The sequence below is a fragment of the Curtobacterium sp. PhB146 genome, assembly GCF_004342995.1.
GTDB lineage: Bacteria > Actinomycetota > Actinomycetes > Actinomycetales > Microbacteriaceae > Curtobacterium.
On sequence record NZ_SMBN01000003.1, the window covers coordinates 422,706 to 445,879 of the forward strand.

Below are 23,174 nucleotides of genomic sequence, written 5' to 3' on the forward strand. Positions count from 1 at the left end.
GCGTGGAACCGCGCACGGGGTGAGAAGGTCCGCACGGTGCTGACGGGAGGCCCGGTGCGGGCCTGACCCGTGCCTCCCGTCCGGTGGTGGGTTGCGTCCAACGCACGGTGCCGGCTCCGTCGGCCGGTGCGGGGTTGGTGGCGTGGTGCGCGCTTGTGGCGCTGCACGGTGCGTGGAACCGCGCACGGGGTGAGAAGGTCCGCACGGTGCTGACGGGAGGCCCGGTGCGGGCCTGACCCGTGCCTCCCGTCCGGTGGTGGGTTGCGCCCAACGCACGGTGCCGGGTCCGTCGGCCGGCGCGGGGTTGGTGGCGTGGTGCGCGCTCGTGACGCTGCACGGTGCGCGGAAGCGCGCACGGGGTGAGAAGGTGCGCACGGTGCGCGGAACCGCGCACCGGGTGAGCAGGCGTGCATGGTGCCGGGTTGTCTTGTCGGTGTCGGTACCCGCCGGTACGCTGATCGACATGCACACCAGTTCCGGTGACGACGCCGCCCAGAGCCGGAGCGTGCACGCCGCCGACGGCCACGACCGGATCCGCGTGCGCGGTGCCCGCGCCAACAACCTGCAGGGGATCGACGTCGACCTGCCGAAGCGTCGACTCACGGTGTTCACCGGTGTGTCCGGGTCCGGCAAGAGCTCGCTCGTGTTCGGCACCGTCGCCGCCGAGTCGCAGCGGATGATCAACGAGACGTACAGCGCCTTCGTGCAGGGCTTCATGCCGTCGCTCGCACGACCCGACGTCGACCTGCTCGACGGCCTGACCACCGCGATCGTCGTCGACCAGGAGCGCATCGGCGCCGACCCGCGGTCGACCGTCGGCACCGCCACCGATGCGAACGCGATGCTGCGGGTGCTCTTCAGCCGTCTGGGCGACCCGCACGTGGGTGGTCCGAACGCGTTCTCGTTCAACCTGGCGACGGTCACCGCCGGGGGAGCGATCACCGTGCAGAAGGGCAAGGACGCCAAGGCCGAGAAGGTCTCGTTCACCCGGCTCGGTGGCATGTGCGCCGACTGCGAGGGGCGCGGGCTCGTCAACGACATCGACCTGACGCAGCTGTTCGACGACTCGAAGGCGCTCGGCGACGGGGCGATCACGATCCCCGGCTACGGCACCGACGGGTGGAACGTCCGGATGTACGCGGAGTCCGGGTACTTCGACAAGGACACCCCGATCCGCGACTTCACCGAGCAGGAGCGCGCCGACTTCCTGTACCGCGAGCCCACGAAGCAGAAGATCGCCGGCATCAACATGACGTACGAAGGGCTCGTTCCCCGGGTGCGCCGCTCGATGCTGCAGAAGGACCGCGAGGCGATGCAGCCGCACATCCGCGCCTTCGTCGACCGTGCGGTGACCTTCACGACGTGCCCGGCGTGCGGTGGCACCCGGTTGAACGACATCGCCCGCTCGTCGAAGATCGCGGGCCGGAGCATCGCCGACGTCTGCGCGATGCAGATCACCGACGTCGTCCCGTGGCTGCGGGCCATCGACGACCCCGGCGTCGCGCCGCTGCTCGACGGCCTCCGCGACCTGCTCGAGTCGTTCGTCGAGATCGGTCTCGGCTACCTCTCGCTCGACCGCCCGACCGGCACGCTGTCCGGGGGAGAGGGGCAGCGGGTCAAGATGGTGAAGCACCTCGGGTCGTCCCTCAGCGACGTCACGTACGTCTTCGACGAGCCGAGCACCGGGTTGCACCCGCACGACATCGAGCGGATGAACGGCCTGCTGCTGCGGCTGCGCGACAAGGGCAACACCGTCCTCGTGGTCGAGCACAAGCCCGAGGTGATCGCGATCGCCGACCACGTCGTCGACCTCGGCCCGGGCGCCGGCTCCGGCGGCGGGACGCTCTGCTACCAGGGTCCGGTGCAGGGGCTGCGGGGGAGCGGGACCATCACCGGTCAGCACCTCGACGACCGCGTCTCGGTGAAGACCGCCGTCCGCCGGTGCGACGGGGCGATCGCGATCCGCGGTGCGTCGGCACACAACCTGCACGACGTCGACGTGGACGTCCCCACCGGGGTGCTCACCGTCGTGACGGGCGTCGCCGGTTCCGGCAAGAGCACGCTGATCCACGGTTCGCTCGCGCATCGCGAGGGTGTCGTGGCCATCGACCAGAGCGGGATCCGCGGCTCCCGACGCAGCAACCCGGCGACCTACACCGGGCTGCTCGAACCCATCCGCAAGGCGTTCGCGAAGGCCAACGGCGTGAAGCCCGCGCTGTTCAGCGCGAACTCCGAGGGCGCGTGCCCCGCGTGCAACGGCGCCGGTGTCGTCTACACCGACCTCGGGATGATGGCGGGCATCGCCACCCCGTGCGTGGAGTGCGACGGCAAACGGTTCGACCAGTCGGTGCTCGGGTACCAGCTCGGCGGCAAGGACATCAGCCAGGTCCTGGGCATGTCCGTCGCCGAGGCCGTGGCGTTCTTCGCCGACGGTCCTGCCGCGCTACCTGCTGCGCACACGATCCTGGCGCGCCTGGCCGACGTCGGACTCGGTTACCTGACCATCGGGCAGCCGCTCACGACGCTGTCGGGCGGAGAACGGCAGCGCCTCAAGCTCGCGACGCACCTCGGCGAGCCGGGCGGCATCGTCGTGCTCGACGAACCGACCACCGGACTGCACCTGGCGGACGTCGCCCAGCTGCTCGGGTTGCTCGACCGCTTGGTGGACTCGGGCAAGACCGTCGTGGTGATCGAGCACCACCAGGCCGTCATGGCGCACGCCGACTGGATCATCGACCTCGGGCCCGGCGCGGGGCACGACGGCGGCCGGATCGTGTTCGAGGGCACGCCCGCCGACCTCGTCGCCGCTCGCTCGACACTGACCGGCCAGCACCTGGCGACGTACGTCGGCGTCTGAAGCAGGGGACAGGTTCGTGCGCAGAACCTGAACGTTGCCGGTGCGATTCGGATAGCGTTTGATCGACGCTCACGATCGGCTACCCGGCCTGGATCGGCGTCCTGATCGAAGGAGCTCCCATGTCCAACCCCGGCAACGCGCCCGCTCAGTCCAACACCTTCGGTGTCGTCTCCCTGGTGCTCGGCATCGTCGGCGTCGTCGGCGGCATCTTCATCGCCCTGATCGGCATCATCGCCGGCATCATCGGGCTCGTGCTCGGCATCCTGGCGCGCAAGCGTGGGGGCAGCCGCGGCACCGTCCTCGCCGGCATCATCCTGTCGGCCGTCGCGATCGTCATCGGCATCGTCGGCTACATCCTGACGGCGGTCATCCTCACCCAGTCGTGATGGAGCGCGTTCGCGGGCGCACTCGGTGCGTCCGCGGGCGTGCATCGTGAGCAGAAGAGGTCGAGTCCGCCATCCGGACTCGACCTCTTCTGCTCACCCGATGGCTTCGCGCCCGGTCCGGTCACCGGCGGTTCGCCCTTCGGCGAGGAACCCGGTGAAGGCAGCGCGCACACGGTCGAGGTCCGGCTCGAGCCCGGTGATGTGTCGGAGGCTCGCGACCGCCTGCCCGACGGCCATCCAGCCACCGTCGACCACCCGGCATCCGGCCGCACGTGCCGACCGGACGAGCGGCGTCTCGAGCGGGAAGTAGACGGCGTCGGAGACCCAGGCGCCTCGGGGGAGCAGCGCGGGGTCGAAGGCCTGCCGCGGGTCGTCGTTCATGCCGAGCGGTGTCGCGTTGACGGCTCCGTCCGCCGTCGCGAGTACCTCGTCGGCATCGGTCATCGCCAGGACACGGGCGTCGACGGGGGAGTCGGTCGGTGGCTCGAGCGTCGCGACGAGCGCCTCCGTGCGGCCGACGTCCGCATCGACGACGTCGAGCCGACGGACACCGAGTCCGACGAGCGCGTGGGCGATCGCCGAGCCGGCACCGCCGGCACCGAACTGCACGACGTGCTGCCCGGCGACCGATCCGAGGCCGCGTTCCACGGCGATCCGGAAGCCGGTCTCGTCGGTGTTGTACCCGATGCGGTGGCCGTCGCGGAACAGCACGAGGTTGACCGCACCGATCCGGGCAGCGCGCGGATCGAGCGCGTCGAGCAACGGGACGACGGCCTGCTTGCAGGGGTGCGTGACGTTGACCGCGCGGTACCCCTCGGCCTCGGCGGTGGCGAGCAGTTCCGGTAGATCGGCCGCAGTCCGGCCCACCATGTCGAGGTCGAGAAGACGGTACTCGTAGTCGAGTCCGAGCAGCCGGCCCTCTGCTTCGTGCATCAGGGGAGTCAGCGACCGCTGCAGTCCGACGCCGATCAGCCCGACGAGCGTTTGCGGCATCGTTCCTCCCGTGGCGTCGACCGGCCATCCGACAGTAGCGCGCCGTGCACGGAGCCCCGATACGTCATCAGCGCGGTGAGCGTACCGTCCGGCGCATGAGCTACAGCCAGCCAGACCCAGCCGAAGAGACCACCCAGAGCGAGACGCCGGAGCAGCCGGACACCGACCAGGAGAACCTGGAAGAACAGGGCGGTGAACCGGCGGCGCTCGAGATCGACGCCGACGACGTCCCGACGAAGCCCGTCGACTGACACTGTCGCCCGACGATGTGCTTCGTGAGCAGGAAAGGTCGGGTCCGCGCGTGGGACCCGACCTTTTCTGCTCACGAAACGCTCTGGTGCCGCTCGTACCTGTGCGCCGATAATGCGTATTATGTCAACTCAGATCCGGACAGGGGCTCCCCGTGCGTGAACTCGTCCTGAAGATGTCGATGTCGTTGGACGGCTTCGTGGCCGCTCCCCGATCCGAGTCGGACTGGATGTTCCGCGGCGGGAGTCCGGACTCGATGGCCTGGGTGCTCGACGTCGTCGCTGGTGCGGGCGTGCACGCCTTCGGCCGCAAGACCTTCGAGACCATCTCAGGTTTCTGGCCGACGGCGCCCGGGCCGATCGCCGAACCGATGAACCGGATCCCCAAGGTCGTCTTCACCAAACAGCACGACTTCGATCCACGCTCGGTGCCGGTCCCCGACCCCGACTCCCCTGCGGCGGCGACCTGGACGGGTGCACGCGTCGCAGCCGGACCGCTCGAAGCCGAGGTGACAGCGCTGAAGCAGGAGTCGGGCGGGTACGTCCTCGCTCAGGGCGGGACGGAGTTCGGTCGCAGCCTGGTCCGGGCTCGTCTGGTCGACGAGTACCGGCTGGCGGTCCTGCCCGTCGTGCTCGGGTCAGGCGATGGCGTGTTCACCGACCTGACGGACGAGCTCGATCTCGAACTGATCAGTTCTCAGGCCTTCGCAGGCGGCGCGCTCGGACTGGTGTACCGACCGAAGCGCTGAGCAGTTCCCGAGACGGCGCCGAGCAGTTCAGGAGACGGCGCCGAGCAGTTCAGAAGACGGCGACGGTCATCCCGGTCGCCGTGGCGGGACGGTCCATGGCCACGACGCGCCGGGCAGGTCGTCGAAACCGATCGTCCGACCGATCGAGTCGTCCGGACGCAGTCGCCCGGTGACGACGTCGGCGAGCATCGCCGCGTACTCCCCCACGGAGATCCCGTGGCTGCCGAGCAGTTCGAGCTCATCAGCGATGACGCGGCCCATCGGGATCACCGGCTCGGCTTCGTCGTCGAGCAGCAGGCCGACCTGCACGTGACGTCCCCGAGGGCGCAGGGAAGCGACCGCTGCGACGGAGGTCGCTCGGCTGCCGAAGGCGTCGATCGAGACGTGCGCGCCGCCGTCGGTGCGAGCGCGGACTGCGGCGACTGCCGCTCCGTCCATCGGCACCGTGACGGCGCCGAGTGCCGCGGCACGTTCGAGCGCCGCCGGCGAGACGTCCACCGCGACGACCTGTGCGCCCGCCGCGACCGCGACGATGATCGTCGACAGGCCGACGCCGCCGCAGCCGAACACGACCACCCACTCCCCTGCTGCGACCCGACCTCGGGCGTGCAGGGCGTGGTACGCCGTCCCGAACCGGCACCCGAGTGCTGCGGCCTCGGCGAAGCCCACGGCGTCCGGGAGCGCGACCACGTTGACGTCGGCGTGCGGGATGACGACCGACTCGGCGTGGGAACCGGGCAGCGTGAACCCGGGTTGCTGCTGGCGCGTGCACACCTGCGTTGCGCCGTCGACGCACTCCGGGCACGTCCCGCAGGCGAACACGAAGGGCGCGGTCACACGGTCACCGACCGACACCCGGGTCACCGAGGCCCCGACGGCCGTGACGACACCGGCGAACTCGTGCCCGGGGACGTGCGGCAGCGAGACGGAGTCGTCGTGCCCCTTCCAGGCGTGCCAGTCACTGCGGCACACCCCGGTGGCCGCGACCCGGACGACGACACCGTGGTCCGGTGCCACCGGATCGGGCAGGTCGACGATCGACGGGGCGGATCCGAACTGGTCGTACTGGACTGCGCGCATCCCGCCATCGTCCCAGACGGTGGTGCCGAGTTGTCCACAGGCGACGGATTGGCCGTTGCCCGCCGGCGGCGGCCGCCGGTTCACTGGTCCCATGGACGAACCGACTGCTCTGCACTTCTCCGCCGACCCCGCCGACCTCGACGTCGACCGCGTGCACCGCTGGCTCAGCGAGCAGTCCTACTGGGCACGGGGTCGCAGTCGTGCCACCCAGGACGCGATCATCGCCGGGTCCCGCAACTTCGGCGTCTACGACACGGCGACGGGTGCGCAGCTCGGGTACGCCCGGGTGATCACCGACGGGGTGACGTTCGGCTGGCTGGCCGACGTGTTCGTCGATCCGGACGCTCGTGGCCGTGGTGTCGGCGTCGCCCTCGTGCAGGGCGTGACCGAGGCGATCGAGCAACTCGGGTTGAAGCGGTTCGCCCTGTTCACCGCGGATGCGCAGGCACTGTACGAGCGGTTCGGGTTCCGTCCGCTCCCCGACCCGGAAGGCTGGATGATGCGCCCCGGGCCGGGGTTCGGCGCCGACGTGCACGACTGAACCGGACGCCGTGACCTCAGTACTCGATGCGGCCGTCCCGGTTGTGGAACTCGCCGGTGGGCCCGTCCGGCCCGACGGTGGCGAGCGCGACGGTCGCGTCCGTGCCCTCGGTGATCGTCTGGTGGCCACCGAACCCGTTGAACTCGGTGGCGGTGTACCCGGGGTCGCTGACGTTGACGCGGAACCCCGGCAGGTTCTTCGCGTACTGCACGGTCAACGCGATCACCGCGGCCTTCGACGCGGCGTAGGGCACCGCCGGCACCGCGTACTCGTCGTGGCCCGGGGTCGTCAACCACCGCGCGAACCCGACGCCCGAGGCGACGTTCACGATCACCGGGTGGTCGGATGCCCGCAGGAGCGGGAGCGCTGCCTGCGTGACCCGGACGATGCCGGTGACGTTGGTGTCGAGCACGGCGGACATCGCGGCGGAGTCGAGGTCGTCGACGCCGAACGACGTCCCGAGGATGCCGGCGTTGTTCACGAGCACGTCGAGGACGGGGATGGTCGCGATCGCGGCGTCGATGCTGTCCTGGTCGGTCACGTCGAGCTGGACCACCTGGGCACCGAGGGCGCGTGCTTCGTCGCCGGTGGACGGATCGCGCATGCCGGCGTACACGGTGTGGCCCGCGTCGACCAGGCGGCGGACGGTCTCGAGCCCCAGGCTGCGGTTGGCTCCGGTGATGAGTGTCGTTGTCATGCCCCCACTCTCCGCCCGAGCGGCTGACTCCCCCAGGCACCGTGCGACGGTGGGACCAGCAGTACCAGGACGGACGGGAGGCGCGGGGCCAGGATGGTGGACATGAGCGAGTTCGCGAGTGTGTTGCGTTCCTGGCGCGACCGCGTCCGTCCCGAAGAGGTCGGCCTGCCGGCCGGGCCCGGCCGACGGACCCCGGGTCTCCGACGCGAGGAGCTCGCTGCGCTCGCCGGGGTGAGCGTCGACTACGTCGTCCGCCTCGAGCAGGGCCGCGCGCTGAACCCCTCACCCCAGTTGCTCGGCGCGCTCGCTACGGCGCTCCGGCTCACCGCGGCCGAGCGCGACCACCTGTGCCGGGTCGCGGGCGTCGCTCCCCCGTCGCTCCAGGTCGTCCCGCGGCACATCACACCCGGGGTGCAGCGGCTCGTCGACCGGCTCGGCGACGTCCCGATCGCGGTGTTCACGGCGACGCACGACATCGTGCTGTGGAACGACCTGTGGGCTGCGCTGAACGGTGACCCCTCGCGGGCCGTCGGGATCGAGCGCAACCTGGTGTGGCGGCACTTCATGTACGCGCACGACGGCGTCGAGTGGGACGACGAGCACCAGGAGGAGTTCTCGAGCGACCTCGCAGCGGACCTCCGTCAGGCGTCCGGACGCTACCCCGCCGACCGCGAACTGGCCGAGCTCGTCGCGCGGCTGCGCCGGGAGTCACCCGAGTTCGAACGTCGCTGGGACACCGGTCGCATCGCCGAGCACCGGGCGAGCCGCAAGCAGGTGCACACGCCCGTCGGCCCCATCGAGATCGACTGCGACGTGCTGACGGTCCCGGGCGGCGACCTGCGGATCGTCGTCTACACCGCGGTCCCCGGAACCGAGGACGCCGCCAAGCTCGACCTGCTGCGGGTCACCGGCCTCCAGCAGTTCACGACGGCGCCGTGAAGCATCCAGCACCAGCACCCTACCGATGGAGCGTCGGCCGGGTGCGCGTGCAAGAATCTGCGCATGGATGCAGATAGTAGGTGTGGCCGGCACGTCGACGGTGAGTACGTCGAGCTGGCGGTCGAGGTCTTCAGCATGCTCGCCGACGCCACGCGGGTGCGGATCGTCCTGGCGCTCTCCGACGGCGAGCTGCCCGTGAACGACCTCGCCGCGCAGGTCGGCAAGTCGCCGGCAGCGGTCTCGCAGCACCTCGCCAAGCTGCGCCTCGCCCGCGTGGTCGCGACCCGGCACGAGGGCACTCGGGTCTTCTACCGCCTCACGAACGAGCACGCTCGCCAGCTCGTGTCGGACGCGATCTTCCAGGCCGAGCACCAGCTCGAGGGGACCCCCGCCCACCACCACGACGGAGCCTCTCGTGCCGACCGCCCTGCGTAGCCGCGGCGTCCAGTCGGCACTGCTCTCCGCGGTGCTCTTCGGTGCAGGGACACCTGCGGCGAAGCTGCTCCTCGACACGGTCGGCCCGTTCATGCTCGCCGGACTGCTCTACACGGGTTCGGGACTCGGGCTCGGCCTCATCCGGATCGTCCGACGCGCTCCGCGCGTGCACCTCGCCAGGGACGAGCAGTTGCCCCTCGCCGGAGCGATCCTCTTCGGCGGCGTCCTCGGACCGGTCCTCCTGCTGATCGGCCTCGTGAACATGCCCGCCTCAGGGGCATCGCTGCTGCTGAACGCCGAAGGCGTCGCGACGGCACTGCTGGCCTGGTTCGTGTTCCGCGAGAACTTCGACCGCCGCATCGCCCTCGGCATGCTCGCCATCGTCGCCGGCGCCGTCGTGTTGACCGTCCCGGCCGGGATCGAGTTCGGCAGCGCCTGGCCGTCGTTGGCGATCCTCGGCGCATGCTTGTCATGGGGCATCGACAACAACCTCACGAGGAAGGTCGCCATCCACGACGCGTCCTGGCTCGCCGCCGTCAAGGGCGGTGTCGCCGGGCCCGTGAACCTGCTCCTGGCCTCCCTGCTCGGCGCGCAGCTGCCGGCCATCGGGAACGTCGTCGCCGCGATGGTGGTCGGCTTCTTCGCGTACGGCGTGAGCCTGGTGCTGTTCATCGTCGCACTCCGCCACGTCGGCACCGCCCGCGCCGGCGCGTACTACTCGGTGGCCCCCTTCTTCGGCGCCGTCCTCGCGATCGTGCTCGGCGAACCCGTGACCGTGCCCTTGGTCATCGCCGGCGTCCTCATGGCCGTCGGGATCTGGCTCCACCTCACCGAGCGACACGAGCACGAGCACACCCACGAAGCCGTGACCCACGACCACTGGCACCACCACGACGAGCACCACCAGCACGAGCACGCCGAACCCGTCGCGGTCGGTACGTGGCACCGACACACGCACACTCACGAACCGCTCACCCACACCCACGAGCACTACCCCGACAGCCACCACCGCCACTCCCACTGAGGTGTCTCGGTCGACGACCGGCCGTCAGGCACCACGACGCCCCCGGCCGGCGCCGAGGGTCGTCGGCGTCAGTCAGTCGCGATCTCGCGCCATCCCCACCTCGGTGTTCCGGGTACCGACGGCAACGCCGTGCGGTGCGGCCGCTTCGATCCGTCCGAGCTCACTCGTGGAGAGGACGATGTCGGCGGCGGCGACGTTCTCCTCGACTCGAGATGCCTTCGTGGTGCCCGGGATCGGGACGGTTCCTGCCTGGATCAGCCATGCGAGAGCGAGCTGGGCGGTGGTGACGCCCTTCTCGTCGGCGATGACCTTGAGTGCGTCGACGACGCGGAGGTTCGCATCGATGGCTTCGTCGGAGAACCGTGGGAGGTTCCGGCGGGCATCGCCCTCGGGGAGGTCGTCCTTGCGGGTGACGGCACCGGAGAGGAATCCGCGGCCGAGCGGAGAGAACGGCACGAAGCCGATCCCGAGTCCTGAGGCGGTGTCGAGGACGCCGTTGTGCGCGGCGTCGCGCTCGAACAGGCTGTACTCGGATTGGATCGCGGTGATCGGGAAGGTCGCGTGCGCTCGGCGCAGTGTTGCGGCGGAGGTCTCCGAGACGCCGATGTACCGGGCCTTCCCGGCGGTGACCGCGTCGCTCATCGCCCCGATGGTGTCCTCGATCGGGACGTTCGGGTCGGCACGGTGCAGGTACCAGAGGTCGACGTGATCGGTTCCGAGGTGCCTGAGGGAGCGGTCGATCGCGCGACGGGCATGCTCCGGGGAGCCGTCGAGGCCGATCGGTCTGCCGTCATCCGTGAAGTCCGTCGCGAACTTCGACGCGACGACCACCCGGTCACGGTCAGCGCCGAGGGCCCGTCCGACCAGCCGCTCGTTCTCGAACGGCCCGTACGCCTCAGCCGTGTCGAACAGCGTGATCCCGAGGTCGAGCGCCCGGCGGATGGTCTCGACCGAGCCGGACTCGGTCGCGCCGCCGTAGAACGCGCTCATCCCCATGCACCCGAGCCCCATCGCGGACGTGACGAGGCCCTGAGAGCCGAGAGGAATCTGCTGCATGCGTGTGCTCCGTTCGCCGCCGGATCGTTCCGGACAACCTGACCTTCCACCTTGGTGCGCACACCATGTCAAGCGCGATACTCGATCCCGTGCTCCTTCCCGAAGTCCGCGTCGACGAGCCCGTCACGATCAGCGCCGCCGCAGGCCTGCTCGGCATCACCGTCGACACCGTCCGCTACTACGAGAAGGAAGGCATCGCGCCGGCTCCTGATCGTGGGCAGGACGGGTGGCGCCGCTACGACACGGCTGCGCTGAGCTGGCTCGCCGGGACGGTGATGCTCCGCGGTACGGGGATGAGCGTGCAGGAGATGCGCGAGTACGCGGCCGCGTACCGGGCCGGCGCCGACGATGCCGAGCGTCTTGCGCTCCTCGAACGACACCATGCGACCGTCCTCGCCCGGCAGGCCGAAGTCCAGCGGCACCTGGCCGCGCTGGAACGGAAGATCGACGCGTACCGCCGGACCATCGCTGCAAGGCGGCCCGAGACCGCGGAATCGACGGGTCCTTCGATGAGCGGTCGGAGCCATCCGGCACAGGCGGAAGGCTAGCTCCCCCGCAGCGCTTCCTCGTCCGCCGCGACGTCCTTCTGCACGGCGAACTGGGTCCGGTGCAACTCCTCGTACCGTCCGCCCACGGCCAGCAGTTCCTCGTGGGTCCCACGCTCGACGATCGAACCGTCCTCGACCACGAGGATCAGGTCCGCGCTGCGGATGGTCGACAACCGGTGGGCGATCACCATCGCCGTCCGCCCTTCGAGTGCCTCGCTGAGGGCAGCCTGCACGGCCGCCTCGGACGTCGAGTCCAGCGCGGCGGTGGCCTCGTCGAGGATGACGACGCGCGGCTGGGCGAGCAGGAGCCTGGCGATGGTCATCCGCTGGCGCTCGCCGCCGGACAGCCGGTAGCCGCGCTCCCCGACCATGGTGTCCAGCTGGTCCGGCAGGGAGCGGATGAGCGGTTCGAGCCGTGCGCGCCGGACGGCATCCCACACCTCGTCCTCGGTCGCCTCGGGCCGTGCGAGGCGCAGGTTGGAGCGGATGGTCTCGTGGAACAGGTGGCCGTCCTGCGTCACCATCCCCATGGTGTGTCGCATGGAGGCGAACGTGACGTCGCGGACATCCGATCCCGCCAGGCGGACGGCGCCGCTGTCGACGTCGTACAGGCGGGAGAGCAGCTGCGCGATCGTGGACTTGCCGGCCCCGGAGGTGCCGACGAGGGCGACGGTCTGCCCCGGCTCGATCCGGAACGAGACGCCGTGGAGCACCTCGTCACCGCCGCGGGTGTCCAGCGTGGAGACCTCCTCAAGTGAGGCGAGGGAGACCTTGTCCGCCGAGGGGTAGGCGAAACGGACGTCGTCGAACTCGACCGCCACCGGGCCGTCGGGGACGGTGCCGGCGTCGGGCTTCTCCTGGATGAGCGGTTCGAGGTCGAGGACCTCGAAGACGCGCTCGAAGCTGACCACCGCGCTCATAATCTCCACCCGGGCGTTCGCGAGGCTGGTCAGCGGCGCGTACAGGCGGGTGAGCAGGAGGGCCAGCGTCACCACGTCGCCCGTGTTCAGCTGGCCACCGAGTGCGAGGGCGCCGCCGACCCCGTAGACGAGCGCGAGCGCGAGGGCGGAGACCAGGGTGAGGGCGGTGACGAAGACGAACTGCAGCAGGGCACTCCGCACCCCGATGTCGCGGACCCGGGCGGCGCGCACCCGGAACTCCTCGGCTTCCTCGTCGGGCCGGCCGAACAGCTTCACGAGGGTGGCGCCGGGAGCGGAGAAGCGCTCGGTCATCTGCGTGCTCATGGCGGCGTTGTGGTCGGCGGCCTCGCGACGCAGTGCGGCGAGGCGGCTGCCCATGCGCCGCGCGGGGACGAGGAAGATCGGGAGCATGACGATCGCCAGGACCGTCACGAGCCAGGACGTGCTGAGCATGACGGTCAGGGTGAGGATCAGTGCCACGAGGTTCGTGACCACGCCGGACAGCGTGCCGCTGAAGGCCTGCTGCGCGCCGATCACGTCGTTGTTGAGGCGGCTGACGAGGGCACCCGTCCGTGTGCGGGTGAAGAACGCGATCGGCATCTTCTGCACGTGGTTGAAGACGGCGGTCCGGAGGTCCAGGATCACGCCTTCGCCGATGCGTGCCGAGAACCAGCGTGTCGCGAGCGACACCCCTGCGTCGCCCACGGCGACCAGGGCGATGACGACCGCGAGCCAGACGATCGTGCTGAGCGCGCCCCGGGCGACGATGACGTCGACCACCCGGCCGGCGAGCACCGGTGTCGCGACCGCGAGGACCGCGCCCACGACGGAGAGGACGATGAAGACCACCAGCTTGGCCCGGTAGGGCACTGCGAACGTCAGGATCCGCCGCACCGACTCGCGCGAGATGCCGTGCTTGCCGTCCTTGGCGGTGGAGATCTTGTACAGCGAGCTCCAGGCCACGCCTTCCATGCTCATGGCAGTCAGGATACGTCGGTCCTCGCGTCCCTCAGACCGCGGTGAACACCAACGAGGCGTTCTGCCCACCGAACCCGAACGAGTTGTTCAGCGCCGCACGCATGGTCGCAGTCCGAGCCGTCCCCGCCACCACGTCCAGGTCGATCGCCGGGTCCTGGTGCTGCAGGTTCAGCGTCGGCGGCACGACCCCGGTCTCGAGTGCCCGGACCGTCAGGATCGCCTCGACTGCTCCCGCCGCACCGAACATGTGCCCGATGGCGCTCTTCGGCGCGGTGACGAGCGCACCGGTCCCGACAGCACGACCGATCGCCGCTGCCTCACCGACGTCCCCGACCGGGGTCCCGGTCGCGTGCGCGTTGACGTGGTCGATGTCCGCACCGGTGAGCCCGGCCATCCGGATCGCCGCCGTCATCGCGCGCTCCTGCTCGCTGCCGTCCCCGAGCGGGGCGGTGATGTGGAACGCGTCCGACGTGATCCCCCACCCGGCAAGCGTCCCGTGCGACCGCTGTGCGCGGGCGGCGGCGTGCGAGGCCCGTTCCAGGACGACGAACCCGGCACCCTCGCCGAGCACGAACCCGCGGCGGTCGGCGTCGAACGGTCGCGACAACGTGGTGGGGTCGTCACCGTCGGGCTTCGCGAGGGCCTGGGACTGCGCGAACGAGGCCATCGTGACCGGCGTGACCGCCGCTTCGGTGCCGCCCGCGATGACGACGTCGGCCTCCCCGGTGACGATGAGCCGCGCGGCCGTCGCGATCGCCTCGGCACCGGACGCGCACGCCGAGACGGTCGTGTACGCACCGGCGCGGGCGCCGTACGCGATGCTGATCTGCGCCGCGGCCCCGTTGGCCATGAGCATCGGGACGGTCCGGGGCGACACCCGACGCGCACCCGAGGCGCCGAGCACGTCGTGTGCATCGAGCAACGTCTCCACTCCCCCGATGCCGGTCCCGACGACGACGGCCAGGCGGTCGCCGTCCACCGCGGGCGCGCCGGCGTCGGCCCAGGCCTCGCCGGCGGCGACGAGCGCGAGCTGCTGGCTGCGGTCGAGTCGGTTCGCCCGGACGCGACCGAGTGCGGAATCGGCGTCGAGTGCTGCGTCGGCGCCGACCATGATCGGCACCCGTTCCCAGAGCTGCCCGTCGCGGTGCAGCACGTGCACGCCGGAGCGTCCGGCGACCAGGGCGTCCCACAGCGGCGCGACGCCGTGACCGAACGGGGAGACCGCGCCGTAGCCGGTGATGGAGATGTCCACGAGTGCTCCTTCTTGTACGTTGAACAAGTGGAGTTGTACCACGTACAATTCAGAGATGGCAACCACCGACGGCGCCGGGACGACCCGCGGCGCAGCGACCCGGGCGAGGATCCTCGCCGCGACCGCCGGACTCCTCAGCGCAGGGGCAGCCGGTGGCGCGGGCGGAGCGAGCACCGCACGCCACGCCGTCACCGTCAGCGAGATCGCCCGTGCGGCCGGGGTCTACCCGAACCAGATCACGCACCACTACGGCTCGAAGGACCGCCTCGTCCTCGACGCCGCCTTCGCGCTCTTCCTCCGCGACACCACGCGCCTGCAGGTAGCCGGTCGGCGCGCCGGGTCCGCCGACGCGTTCCGTCAGGTGCTCGCACGCACCGCGCTCGCCATGCCGTCGACACTGCTCGTCGTGCGCGCGCTGGCCGCCGCCGGTGACGACGACGCCCAGCGGGAGCGCGTGCGACTCCTGCTCGCAGTCCTGTTCCGGCAGTCGGAGCGCTACCTCGAGCGTGTCGTCGCCGAACACGGCTGGACGAGTCCGAGCGGTGTCGGCCGTGATGCCCGGACGTTCTGGAGCGCGGTGTTCGGCGCGACGCTCCTTGCCGACGCGGGTGTCACCGGCGGGCCGTCGGACCTCGACCTGGCCGGCACGGTGTCCATCCGCTGAGCGCGGGACGACGAGCCGCGACGCCTACTCGCCGAAGCCGCTCCGCACCAGTCCCACCAGCGCGTCGACCGCGACCTGCGCATCGGTCCCGCTCGCCTCGATCGACACGGTGGCGCCCTTCGGCAGCGCCAACGCCATGATCGCCAGCAGGCTCTTCGCGTCCACGCCGTTCACGCGCACCGCTGCGTCGTACTTGGCTGCCGTCTTCACGAACTCCGCCGCGGGGCGGGCGTGCAGGCCGGTCTCGTTCACCAGTTCGACGCTCTCGGACGCGGCCACGTCGTCGACGCTGGCCGCCCCGTCACCCGGCCCCGTGCCTCCCGGCTGGTCACCGGACGGACGGGAGGCACTGCTCGCGTCGTCCGCGGACCCTGCGGCGGACGCCGCTGCAGCGAGCACTGCCTCGGCGTCACCACCCGTCTGGGCCGCGACGGCCGCGGCGACCGCGCCCTCGACGAGGGGCGCCTGCGAGACGTGCACGCGTGCGCGGACGTCGTCGTCGAGGAAGTCGAGCGCCGTGTCGGTGGTCAGGTAGGCCGAACCGAGGTCGCACAGGACCACGACGGCGTCGGCGTCGCCGAGCTCCTCGATGCCGGCGGTGATCGCCTCGAACGACGTGCCGATGCCGCCGTCGTCGGTCCCGCCCGCGGCGACGAGCGGCACGTCGGCCGCCATCTGGCGGGCGAGCTCGACGGTGCCGGAGGCGATCGCAGCGCTGTGCGAGACGATCAGGATGCCGACGGTCACGCGGCGGAACCCGTCGTCGCGTCCACCGCGGCACGCAGGATGTACGCCGTCGACTGCGCACCCGGGTCGCGGTGCCCGACGGCGCGTTCGCCGAGGTAGCTCGCACGACCCTTGTGGGCGACGAGCGGTTCGGTGGACTCGGCGCCCGAGGCGGCGGCGTCGGCCGCGGCGGCGAGCACCGCTGCCGGGTCGTCACCGGCTGCGGCGGCTGCGGTGGCGGCGTCGACCGCGGGGGTCCAGGCGTCCACCATCGTCTTGTCGCCGACGGCGGCCTTGCCGCGCGAGACCACGCCGTCGCGAGCTGCGGCGAGCACGGCGACGAGCGTGTCGGCGTCGAACTCGGTCGCGTCGCCAGCAGCCTGGGCTGCCTTCAGGTACGCGGTGCCGAACAGCGGGCCGGCGGCGCCGCCGACGGTGGAGATGAGCTTCGTCGCGACCGTCTTCAGCACGGCACCGGGCGTGTCGAACGACCCGCCGTCGACGGCCTCGAGCACGGCGCGGAAGCCGCGGTCGAGGTTCTCGCCGTGGTCTCCGTCACCGATCTCACGGTCGAGCGTGACGAGCTCGGCCCGGTGTTCGTCGATCGTCGCAGCGGTGCGACGGACCCAGTCGATGGCCCATGCGGTGTCGAGCGCCAATGCGGTTCCCTTCGTGTTCCCGGCCCGGTGGGCTCGGTGTCGTGGTCGGTGGTCGAGCGGCCGTACTCGGCCGCTCAGCGGCCCCAGCGCAGTGCCGGAGTCTCCACCGGTGCGTCCCAGAGTGCCGTGAGTTCCTCGTCGAGCACCGTGACGGTGAGCGAGAACCCCTGCATCTCGAGGGACGTGACGTAGTCGCCGACCAAACTACGCGTGACGTCGTACCCGCGGTCCGTCAGCACCTCGGCGGCGCGGCGGTAGGCGATGTACAGCTCGGACAGCGGGGTGCCGCCCATGCCGTTGACGAGCAGGAGCAGCTTCGAGCCGGCCGGGGCGTCGAGGTCGGTCAGGATCGGTTCGAGCACACGGTCGACGAGCTGGTCGGCCGGTGCCATCGGGATGCGCTCGCGCCCGGGCTCGCCGTGGATGCCGATGCCGAGTTCGACCTCGTCGTCGGCGAGCGTGAAGGACGGCTCCCCCGCGTGCGGCACGGTGCCGGACGCCAGGGCCAGGCCCATCGACCGCGTGACGTCGTTGACGTGGCGGGCGATCGCGGCGACGGCGTCGAGGTCGTCACCGCGCTCGGCCGCGGCACCGGCGCACTTCTCGACGACCACGGTGCCGGCCACGCCGCGGCGACCGGCGGTGTAGAGCGAGTCCTGCACGGCGACGTCGTCGTCGACCACGACGGCCTCGACGCGGATGTCGTCCATCTCGGCGAGCTCGGCGGCGGTCTCGAAGTTCAGGACGTCGCCGGTGTAGTTCTTCACGATGTGCAGGACGCCCGCGCCGCCGTCGACGGCCTTGGTGGCCGCGACGATCGGGTCGGGGGTCGGACTCGTGAACACCGGGCCCGGGACGGCGGCGTCGAGCATGCCGTACCCGACGAAGCCCGCGTGCAGCGGCTCGTGTCCGCTGCCGCCGCCACTGACGATGCCGACCTTGCCGGCGACGGGTGCGTCGGAGCGGTGCAGGTGGATCGGGTCCTCGACCAGGACGACGTGTCCGGCGTGTGCCCGGGCGAATCCCCGGACGGTCTCGTCGACCACGGCCTGCGGGTCGTTGATGAGCTTCTTCATGCGCGTGCCTCCACGGGTACGGGGCCGAGCCGAGGCGAACTGCACACCGCCGTCGTCGACCGGAGTGCGCCCAATCTACATCCGACGCCCGGGCGCTCGTTCGTCCGGTCTGCACGTTCGTGCAGTGCGACGGGGACGCGTCACCGGCTCGCGATCCCCCGCAGCGCACGCCGGTTGCACGTTCGTGCACGATCCCGGACTTCCCTCAGGAATTCATCGCCGCGTCGTTCGCCTCGTCACTAGGCTCGGCCTCAATCACTCAACGGGGAGTGCGGCGCAGCACCACCGGACCCCCACCTCACGCACTGGAGGTCACCGATGGACGACATCGGCGTCAAGTTCCTGTCCGAGCTCGTCGGTACAGCGATGCTCATCATCCTGGGTGGCGGTGTCGTCGCCGCCGTCTCCCTCACGAAGTCGAAGGGCTTCGGGGCCGGCTTCCTCATGGTCACGATCGGTTGGGGCTTCGCGGTCTTCGCCGGCGTCCTCGTGTCCTACAAGTCGGGCGGCCAGCTCAACCCGGCCGTCAGCCTCGCCCAAGCCATCCTCGGCAACATCAGTGTCGGCACGATGCTCATCTACTGGCTCGCGCAGATGATCGGCGCGGTCATCGGTGCCGTCATCGTCTGGCTCGCCTACAAGCAGCACTTCGACGAGGAGCCCGACGCCGCTGCGAAGCTCGGCGTGTTCTCCACCGGGCCCGCGATCCGGTCGTACGGCTGGAACGTCGTGACCGAGATCATCGGCACCTTCGTGCTCGTCTTCGTCATCCTCGCGATGACGAACGGCAAGGCACCTGCGGAACTCGGCGCCGTCCCCGTCGCCTTCCTCGTGATCGCGATCGGTGTCAGCCTCGGTGGCCCGACCGGCTACGCCATCAACCCGGCCCGTGACCTCGGCCCGCGCATCGCCCACGCCTTCCTGCCCATCAAGGGCAAGGGCTCGAGCGACTGGTCGTACGCCTGGGTGCCGGTCGTCGGACCGCTCGTCGGCGGTGCACTCGCCGCCGTGCTGTCGCTCGCGCTGCTGCCCGTCGTCAGCTGAACCAACCCAACCCCGGGGTGAGCGGCCCGCGATCGCGTGCCGCTCACCGCACCGAACACCCGTAAGGAGCACCAATGGCCGACTACATCGTCGCCATCGACCAGGGCACGACCTCCACCCGAGCGATCGTCTTCGATCACTCCGGCTCGATCATCTCGACCGGGCAGAAGGAGCACGAGCAGATCTTCCCGCGCGCCGGGTGGGTCGAGCACGACCCCGCCGAGATCTGGGACAACACCCGCGAGGTGATCGGTCAGGCACTGTCGCGTGCCGACATCACGCGTCACGACGTCGCCGCCGTGGGCATCACGAACCAGCGCGAGACCGCCGTCGTCTGGGACAAGACCACCGGCAAGCCGATCTACAACGCGATCGTCTGGCAGGACACCCGCACGCAGTCGATCGTCGACAAGCTCGCCGACGGAGACACCGACCGCTACAAGGCCATCGTCGGCCTCCCGCTCGCGACGTACTTCGCCGGCACCAAGATCATGTGGATCCTCGAGAACGTCGAGGGTGCGCGTGAGAAGGCCGAGGCCGGCGACCTGCTCTTCGGCACCACCGACACCTGGGTCCTCTGGAACCTGACCGGTGGCGTCGACGGCGGCGTCCACAAGACCGACGTCACGAACGCGTCCCGCACGCTGTTCATGGACCTCGAGACGCTCCAGTGGCGCGACGACATCCTCGCCGACTTCGGTGTGCCGAAGTCGATGCTCCCGGAGATCGTCAGCTCTTCCGAGGTCTACGGCCACGTCGAGTCGTCCAACCTGCTCCGTGAGGTCCCGATCGCGGGCATCCTCGGCGACCAGCAGGCCGCGACCTTCGGCCAGGCGGCGTTCGACCAGGGCGAGTCGAAGAACACCTACGGCACCGGCAACTTCCTCATCTTCAACACCGGTACCGAGATCGTCCGCTCCGAGAACGGCCTGCTCACCACCGTCGGCTACAAGCTCGGCGACCAGGAGACGCACTACGCACTCGAGGGCTCGATCGCCGTCACGGGCTCGCTCATCCAGTGGCTCCGCGACAACCTCGGTCTCATCGGCAGTGCCCCGGAGGTCGAGGCGCTGGCCAAGACCGTCGAGGACAACGGCGGCGTGTACTTCGTGCCGGCGTTCTCCGGGCTCTTCGCGCCGTACTGGCGTCCGGACGCTCGCGGCGCCATCGTCGGCCTGACCCGTTACGTCAACAAGGGGCACATCGCGCGTGCGGCCCTCGAGGCGACGGCGCTGCAGACCCGCGAGGTCCTCGACGCGGTGAACGCCGACTCGGGCGTGGACCTGACCGAGCTCAAGGTCGACGGCGGCATGACCGCCAACAACGAGCTCATGCAGTTCCAGGCCGACATCCTCAACGTGCCGGTGGTGCGTCCGGTCGTCGCCGAGACGACGGCGCTCGGCGCGGCCTACGCGGCCGGTCTCGCGGTGGGCTTCTGGGCCAACCTCGACGAGCTCCGTGCCAACTGGCAGGAGGACAAGCGCTGGGAGCCGCAGCTCGACGCCGCGGAGCGCGAGCGCACGCTCCGCCTCTGGAAGAAGGCCGTCACGAAGACCTTCGACTGGGTCGACGAGGACGTCCAGTAGCGACGCAGGCGCACGCTGACCGCGTGCACTGAACGCACCGACGGGAGGCCCGGTGCCGGTTCCTGGAACCGGCACCGGGCCTCCCGTCAGTTGCGTCTACTGCGCGTCGGTCGCGGTCGGGACCGCGATCCAGTCCGCCAGCTTGCGGGTGCCGGCGCCGGAGTCGATCGCCTCGGCGGCCACCGCGAGCTGCTCGCGGAAGCGCTGCAGGATCGGTCGGTCGGACTCGGTCGGGTCCTGCGCCAGACGGAAGGAGACCAGTCCCGCTGCGGCGTTGAGCAACACGATGTCGCGCACCGGGCCCGTCTCCCCCGACAGCACGCGGTGCACGACGGCTGCGTTGTGCTCGGGGTCGCCACCGAGGAGGTCTTCGGTGCGTGCACGTGCGATGCCGAGGTCGCGCGGGTCGAGGTCGTGCTCGATGATGCGCCCGCCGGTGACCTCCCAGATGTGGCTGTGGCCGGTGGTGGTGAGCTCGTCGAGGCCGTCGTCGCCGCGGAAGACCAGGGCGGTCGCGCCGCGGGTCTGGAACACGCCCGTGATGATCGGCACGAGGTCGAGCTGCGCGACGCCGACGGCGTTCGCTTCGCACCGTGCGGGGTTGACGAGCGGCCCGAGGAAGTTGAACACCGTGGGCACGCCGATCTCGCGGCGGACCGGCCCGGCGTGCGCGAAGCCCGGGTGGAACGCGTTCGCGAACGCGAAGGTCAGTCCGACACGCCGGAAGGTGTCCGCGACACGCGCGGCGTCCATCGTGAGATCGAGCCCGAGTGCGGCGAGCACGTCGCTCGAACCGGACTTCGACGAGCTCGCCTTGTTGCCGTGCTTCACGACGGGCACCCCGGCGGCGGCGATGACGATCGCCGCCATCGTCGAGACGTTCACGGTGCCGACGACGTCCCCACCCGTGCCGACGATGTCCAACGCCATCGGGTCGACGTCCAGCGGAACGGCGGCGTCGAGGATCGCGTCGCGGAACCCGACCACCTCGTCGACGGTCTCGCCCTTCGCGCGGAGCGTCACGGCGAACGCGGCGATCTGTGCCTGGGTGGCGCGCCCGTGCACGATCTCCTCCATGGCCCATGTGGATTGCCTGATCGTCAGGTCCTCGCGCGCCATGAGCGCGCTGATCACTGCAGGCCAAGAGAGTGCGTCAGGCATGGCTCGATCGTAGTGAATTCGAGAGACCCGCCAGTCTCCTGCGAAAACACTGTCTGGGGTTTCGGCCATAATGGAGGACGTGACTAGCACCCCTCTCTCCAGATCCGCCAGCGGTCCGGCCCTGAACAGGCCGAACGCCGTTGCCGTGGGGACGATCGTGTGGCTGGGCAGCGAGGTCATGTTCTTCGCCGGCCTGTTCGCGATCTACTTCACGCTGCGCAGCACGTCCCCCGAGCTGTGGGCGGCCGAAACCTCCAAGCTCGAGGTGCCCTTCGCCTCGGTGAACACGATCATCCTGGTGCTGTCCAGCTTCGCGTGCCAGTTCGCCGTGTTCGCTGCAGAGCGCTTCCAGGTGCACCGCACGAGCTGGAACCCGCGCCACTGGGGCATGACGGAGTGGTTCTTCGTCACCTACGCGATGGGCGCGATCTTCGTCTGCGGCCAGATCTTCGAGTACGCCAACCTCTGGCACGAGGGCGTCACGCTCTCCTCCAGCGCCTACGGCTCGGCCTTCTACATGACGACCGGGTTCCACGGCCTCCACGTCACGGGTGGCCTCATCGCCTTCCTGCTGACGCTCGGCCGCGGCTTCGCCGCGAAGAACTTCGGTCACAAGGAAGCGACCACCGCCATCGTCGTGTCGTACTACTGGCACTTCGTCGACGTCGTGTGGATCTTCCTCTTCGCCGTCATCTACCTTCTCAAGTAGGAACTGGACACCCCCGAGCACATGTTCAACAGAACCAAGACCAAGAAGGGCCGCCGTTCACCGATGGCGACCGTCTCGCTCATCGTCGTCGGCCTCATGACCACCGGCGGTGCGTACGCGCTCTTCAGCTCCACGGCCAACGCCGACGACAGCACGAGCACCGTCGCGGCGACCAGCCAGTCGAAGGTGAACGAGGGCCAGAAGCTCTTCGCCTCGAACTGCGCGACCTGCCACGGCCTCTCCGCCCAGGGCACGAGCGAGGGTCCGTCCCTCATCGGTGTCGGCGCCGCCTCGGTCGACTTCCAGGTCGGCACCGGCCGCATGCCGATGGCCGCCCAGGGTCCGCAGGCCGAAGAGAAGCCCGCGCAGTTCACCGACGAGCAGGTCGACGCCCTCGCCGAGTACGTCGCCTCGCTGGGCCCCGGCCCGGCCGTCCCGTCCACCGAACTCACCAACGGTGAGGACGGCGACGCGGCCGAGGGTGCCGAGCTCTTCCGCATCAACTGCGCCATGTGCCACAACGTGGCCGGCGCCGGCGGTGCCCTGACCGAGGGCAAGTACGCCCCGAACCTGTCGACGGTCTCCGGCAAGCACATCTACGAGGCGATGCAGACCGGCCCGCAGAACATGCCGGTCTTCAACGACCTGAACCTCACGCCGGAGCAGAAGGCCGACATCATCACGTACCTCAAGTACGTGCAGGACAACAAGTCGCCCGGCGGGTTCGCACTCGGCTCCCTGGGCCCGGTGGCCGAGGGCCTGTTCATCTGGATCTTCGGACTCGGCGCGGTCGTCGCGATGACCGTCTGGCTGACCGCGAAGTCCAACTGATCGTCCGTGTCGAAC

At 70.3% G+C, this 23,174-nt stretch carries 24 protein-coding genes; 14 read left to right on the plus strand and 10 right to left on the minus strand.

The window, feature by feature from the left end; translation table 11 throughout:
• Positions 1–463 precede the first annotated feature (463 nt).
• Both EDF33_RS14060 and EDF33_RS14065 read left to right on the plus strand, forming a co-directional pair.
• Positions 464–2,857: an excinuclease ABC subunit UvrA gene (locus tag EDF33_RS14060; protein WP_131880139.1), complete on the plus strand. Its 2,394-nt coding sequence runs from the start codon at positions 464–466 to the stop codon at positions 2,855–2,857.
• A 119-nt stretch (positions 2,858–2,976) separates the two neighbouring features.
• Positions 2,977–3,243 carry a hypothetical protein gene (locus tag EDF33_RS14065; RefSeq protein ID WP_123294405.1) on the plus strand — a complete coding sequence of 89 codons (267 nt, stop codon included), beginning with the start codon at positions 2,977–2,979 and terminating at the stop codon, positions 3,241–3,243.
• Positions 3,244–3,336: 93 nt separating this feature from the next.
• On the opposite strand, the gene EDF33_RS14070 is transcribed toward EDF33_RS14065, so the two are convergent.
• Positions 3,337–4,236 (minus strand): shikimate dehydrogenase, encoded by a 900-nt coding sequence (locus tag EDF33_RS14070; RefSeq protein ID WP_131880137.1) that lies wholly within the window; start codon positions 4,234–4,236, stop codon positions 3,337–3,339.
• Between the two features lie 95 nt (positions 4,237–4,331).
• Between EDF33_RS14070 and EDF33_RS20215 the strand changes: the two genes are divergently transcribed.
• Both EDF33_RS20215 and EDF33_RS14075 read left to right on the plus strand, forming a co-directional pair.
• The gene (locus EDF33_RS20215) at positions 4,332–4,487 is read left to right on the plus strand and encodes a hypothetical protein (RefSeq protein ID WP_159571359.1); all 156 of its coding nucleotides are present in this window, start codon (positions 4,332–4,334) and stop codon (positions 4,485–4,487) included.
• Positions 4,488–4,639: 152 nt separating this feature from the next.
• Complete coding sequence (locus tag EDF33_RS14075) at positions 4,640–5,233, plus strand: dihydrofolate reductase family protein (RefSeq protein WP_132100344.1); 594 nt, start codon at positions 4,640–4,642, stop codon at positions 5,231–5,233.
• Between the two features lie 66 nt (positions 5,234–5,299).
• Here the strand turns inward: EDF33_RS14075 and EDF33_RS14080 are convergent, their stop codons facing one another.
• Positions 5,300–6,313 (minus strand): alcohol dehydrogenase catalytic domain-containing protein, encoded by a 1,014-nt coding sequence (locus EDF33_RS14080; RefSeq protein WP_165918822.1) that lies wholly within the window; start codon positions 6,311–6,313, stop codon positions 5,300–5,302.
• Between the two features lie 91 nt (positions 6,314–6,404).
• Between EDF33_RS14080 and EDF33_RS14085 the strand changes: the two genes are divergently transcribed.
• A complete protein-coding gene (locus EDF33_RS14085) occupies positions 6,405–6,854 on the plus strand; it encodes a GNAT family N-acetyltransferase (protein ID WP_132100345.1) in 450 nt (149 codons plus the stop codon).
• A 16-nt stretch (positions 6,855–6,870) separates the two neighbouring features.
• Here EDF33_RS14085 and EDF33_RS14090 read toward each other — a convergent pair whose 3' ends face one another.
• On the minus strand, positions 6,871–7,551 hold the full coding sequence (locus tag EDF33_RS14090; RefSeq protein ID WP_131880129.1) for an SDR family NAD(P)-dependent oxidoreductase: 681 nt from the start codon (positions 7,549–7,551) through the stop codon (positions 6,871–6,873).
• A 102-nt stretch (positions 7,552–7,653) separates the two neighbouring features.
• Between EDF33_RS14090 and EDF33_RS14095 the strand changes: the two genes are divergently transcribed.
• The 3 genes from EDF33_RS14095 to EDF33_RS14105 all read left to right on the plus strand — a co-directional run bounded on the left by EDF33_RS14095 (position 7,654) and on the right by EDF33_RS14105 (position 9,949).
• Entirely contained in the window at positions 7,654–8,490 is an 837-nt protein-coding gene (locus EDF33_RS14095; RefSeq protein WP_131880127.1) for a helix-turn-helix transcriptional regulator, read from the plus strand.
• Between the two features lie 63 nt (positions 8,491–8,553).
• Positions 8,554–8,925: a metalloregulator ArsR/SmtB family transcription factor gene (locus EDF33_RS14100; RefSeq protein ID WP_132100346.1), complete on the plus strand. Its 372-nt coding sequence runs from the start codon at positions 8,554–8,556 to the stop codon at positions 8,923–8,925.
• Positions 8,906–9,949 carry a DMT family transporter gene (locus EDF33_RS14105; protein WP_132100347.1) on the plus strand — a complete coding sequence of 348 codons (1,044 nt, stop codon included), beginning with the start codon at positions 8,906–8,908 and terminating at the stop codon, positions 9,947–9,949. The genes EDF33_RS14100 and EDF33_RS14105 overlap by 20 nt, the downstream gene beginning before the upstream one ends.
• A gap of 72 nt (positions 9,950–10,021) precedes the next feature.
• Here the strand turns inward: EDF33_RS14105 and EDF33_RS14110 are convergent, their stop codons facing one another.
• Positions 10,022–11,005 carry an aldo/keto reductase gene (locus EDF33_RS14110; RefSeq protein WP_132100348.1) on the minus strand — a complete coding sequence of 328 codons (984 nt, stop codon included), beginning with the start codon at positions 11,003–11,005 and terminating at the stop codon, positions 10,022–10,024.
• Positions 11,006–11,007: 2 nt separating this feature from the next.
• On the opposite strand from EDF33_RS14110, the gene EDF33_RS14115 reads away from it, so the two are divergent.
• Complete coding sequence (locus EDF33_RS14115; protein ID WP_132100349.1) at positions 11,008–11,553, plus strand: MerR family transcriptional regulator; 546 nt, start codon at positions 11,008–11,010, stop codon at positions 11,551–11,553.
• Here EDF33_RS14115 and EDF33_RS14120 read toward each other — a convergent pair.
• Positions 11,550–13,451, minus strand: coding sequence for an ABC transporter ATP-binding protein (locus tag EDF33_RS14120; RefSeq protein WP_132100350.1), 1,902 nt, complete (start codon positions 13,449–13,451; stop codon positions 11,550–11,552). The two genes, EDF33_RS14115 and EDF33_RS14120, sit on opposite strands and share 4 nt — an antisense overlap.
• 31 nt (positions 13,452–13,482) lie before the next feature.
• Positions 13,483–14,703 (minus strand): beta-ketoacyl-[acyl-carrier-protein] synthase family protein, encoded by a 1,221-nt coding sequence (locus EDF33_RS14125; protein ID WP_132100351.1) that lies wholly within the window; start codon positions 14,701–14,703, stop codon positions 13,483–13,485.
• 55 nt (positions 14,704–14,758) lie between these two features.
• Here EDF33_RS14125 and EDF33_RS14130 point away from each other — a divergent pair, with 55 nt between their 5' ends.
• On the plus strand, positions 14,759–15,367 hold the full coding sequence (locus EDF33_RS14130) for a TetR/AcrR family transcriptional regulator C-terminal domain-containing protein (protein ID WP_132100352.1): 609 nt from the start codon (positions 14,759–14,761) through the stop codon (positions 15,365–15,367).
• Between the two features lie 24 nt (positions 15,368–15,391).
• On the opposite strand, the gene dhaM is transcribed toward EDF33_RS14130, so the two are convergent.
• The 3 genes from dhaM to dhaK all read right to left on the minus strand — a co-directional run bounded on the left by dhaM (position 15,392) and on the right by dhaK (position 17,828).
• Entirely contained in the window at positions 15,392–16,114 is a 723-nt protein-coding gene (gene dhaM, locus EDF33_RS14135; RefSeq protein ID WP_132100353.1) for a dihydroxyacetone kinase phosphoryl donor subunit DhaM, read from the minus strand.
• Complete coding sequence (dhaL, locus tag EDF33_RS14140) at positions 16,111–16,752, minus strand: dihydroxyacetone kinase subunit DhaL (RefSeq protein ID WP_132100354.1); 642 nt, start codon at positions 16,750–16,752, stop codon at positions 16,111–16,113. The genes dhaM and dhaL overlap by 4 nt, the downstream gene beginning before the upstream one ends.
• A 74-nt stretch (positions 16,753–16,826) precedes the next feature.
• A complete protein-coding gene (dhaK, locus tag EDF33_RS14145) occupies positions 16,827–17,828 on the minus strand; it encodes a dihydroxyacetone kinase subunit DhaK (protein WP_131920172.1) in 1,002 nt (333 codons plus the stop codon).
• A 318-nt stretch (positions 17,829–18,146) separates the two neighbouring features.
• Between dhaK and EDF33_RS14150 the strand changes: the two genes are divergently transcribed.
• Both EDF33_RS14150 and glpK read left to right on the plus strand, forming a co-directional pair.
• The gene (locus tag EDF33_RS14150) at positions 18,147–18,872 is read left to right on the plus strand and encodes an MIP/aquaporin family protein (protein ID WP_123294418.1); all 726 of its coding nucleotides are present in this window, start codon (positions 18,147–18,149) and stop codon (positions 18,870–18,872) included.
• A gap of 74 nt (positions 18,873–18,946) precedes the next feature.
• On the plus strand, positions 18,947–20,458 hold the full coding sequence (glpK, locus tag EDF33_RS14155) for a glycerol kinase GlpK (protein ID WP_111084025.1): 1,512 nt from the start codon (positions 18,947–18,949) through the stop codon (positions 20,456–20,458).
• A 96-nt stretch (positions 20,459–20,554) separates the two neighbouring features.
• Here the strand turns inward: glpK and trpD are convergent, their stop codons facing one another.
• On the minus strand, positions 20,555–21,619 hold the full coding sequence (gene trpD, locus EDF33_RS14160) for an anthranilate phosphoribosyltransferase (protein WP_123294419.1): 1,065 nt from the start codon (positions 21,617–21,619) through the stop codon (positions 20,555–20,557).
• Between the two features lie 70 nt (positions 21,620–21,689).
• On the opposite strand from trpD, the gene EDF33_RS14165 reads away from it, so the two are divergent.
• Both EDF33_RS14165 and EDF33_RS14170 read left to right on the plus strand, forming a co-directional pair.
• A complete protein-coding gene (locus EDF33_RS14165; protein ID WP_111084027.1) occupies positions 21,690–22,328 on the plus strand; it encodes a heme-copper oxidase subunit III in 639 nt (212 codons plus the stop codon).
• Positions 22,329–22,349: 21 nt separating this feature from the next.
• Positions 22,350–23,159 (plus strand): cytochrome c, encoded by an 810-nt coding sequence (locus EDF33_RS14170; protein WP_123294420.1) that lies wholly within the window; start codon positions 22,350–22,352, stop codon positions 23,157–23,159.
• Positions 23,160–23,174: the final 15 nt, after the last annotated feature.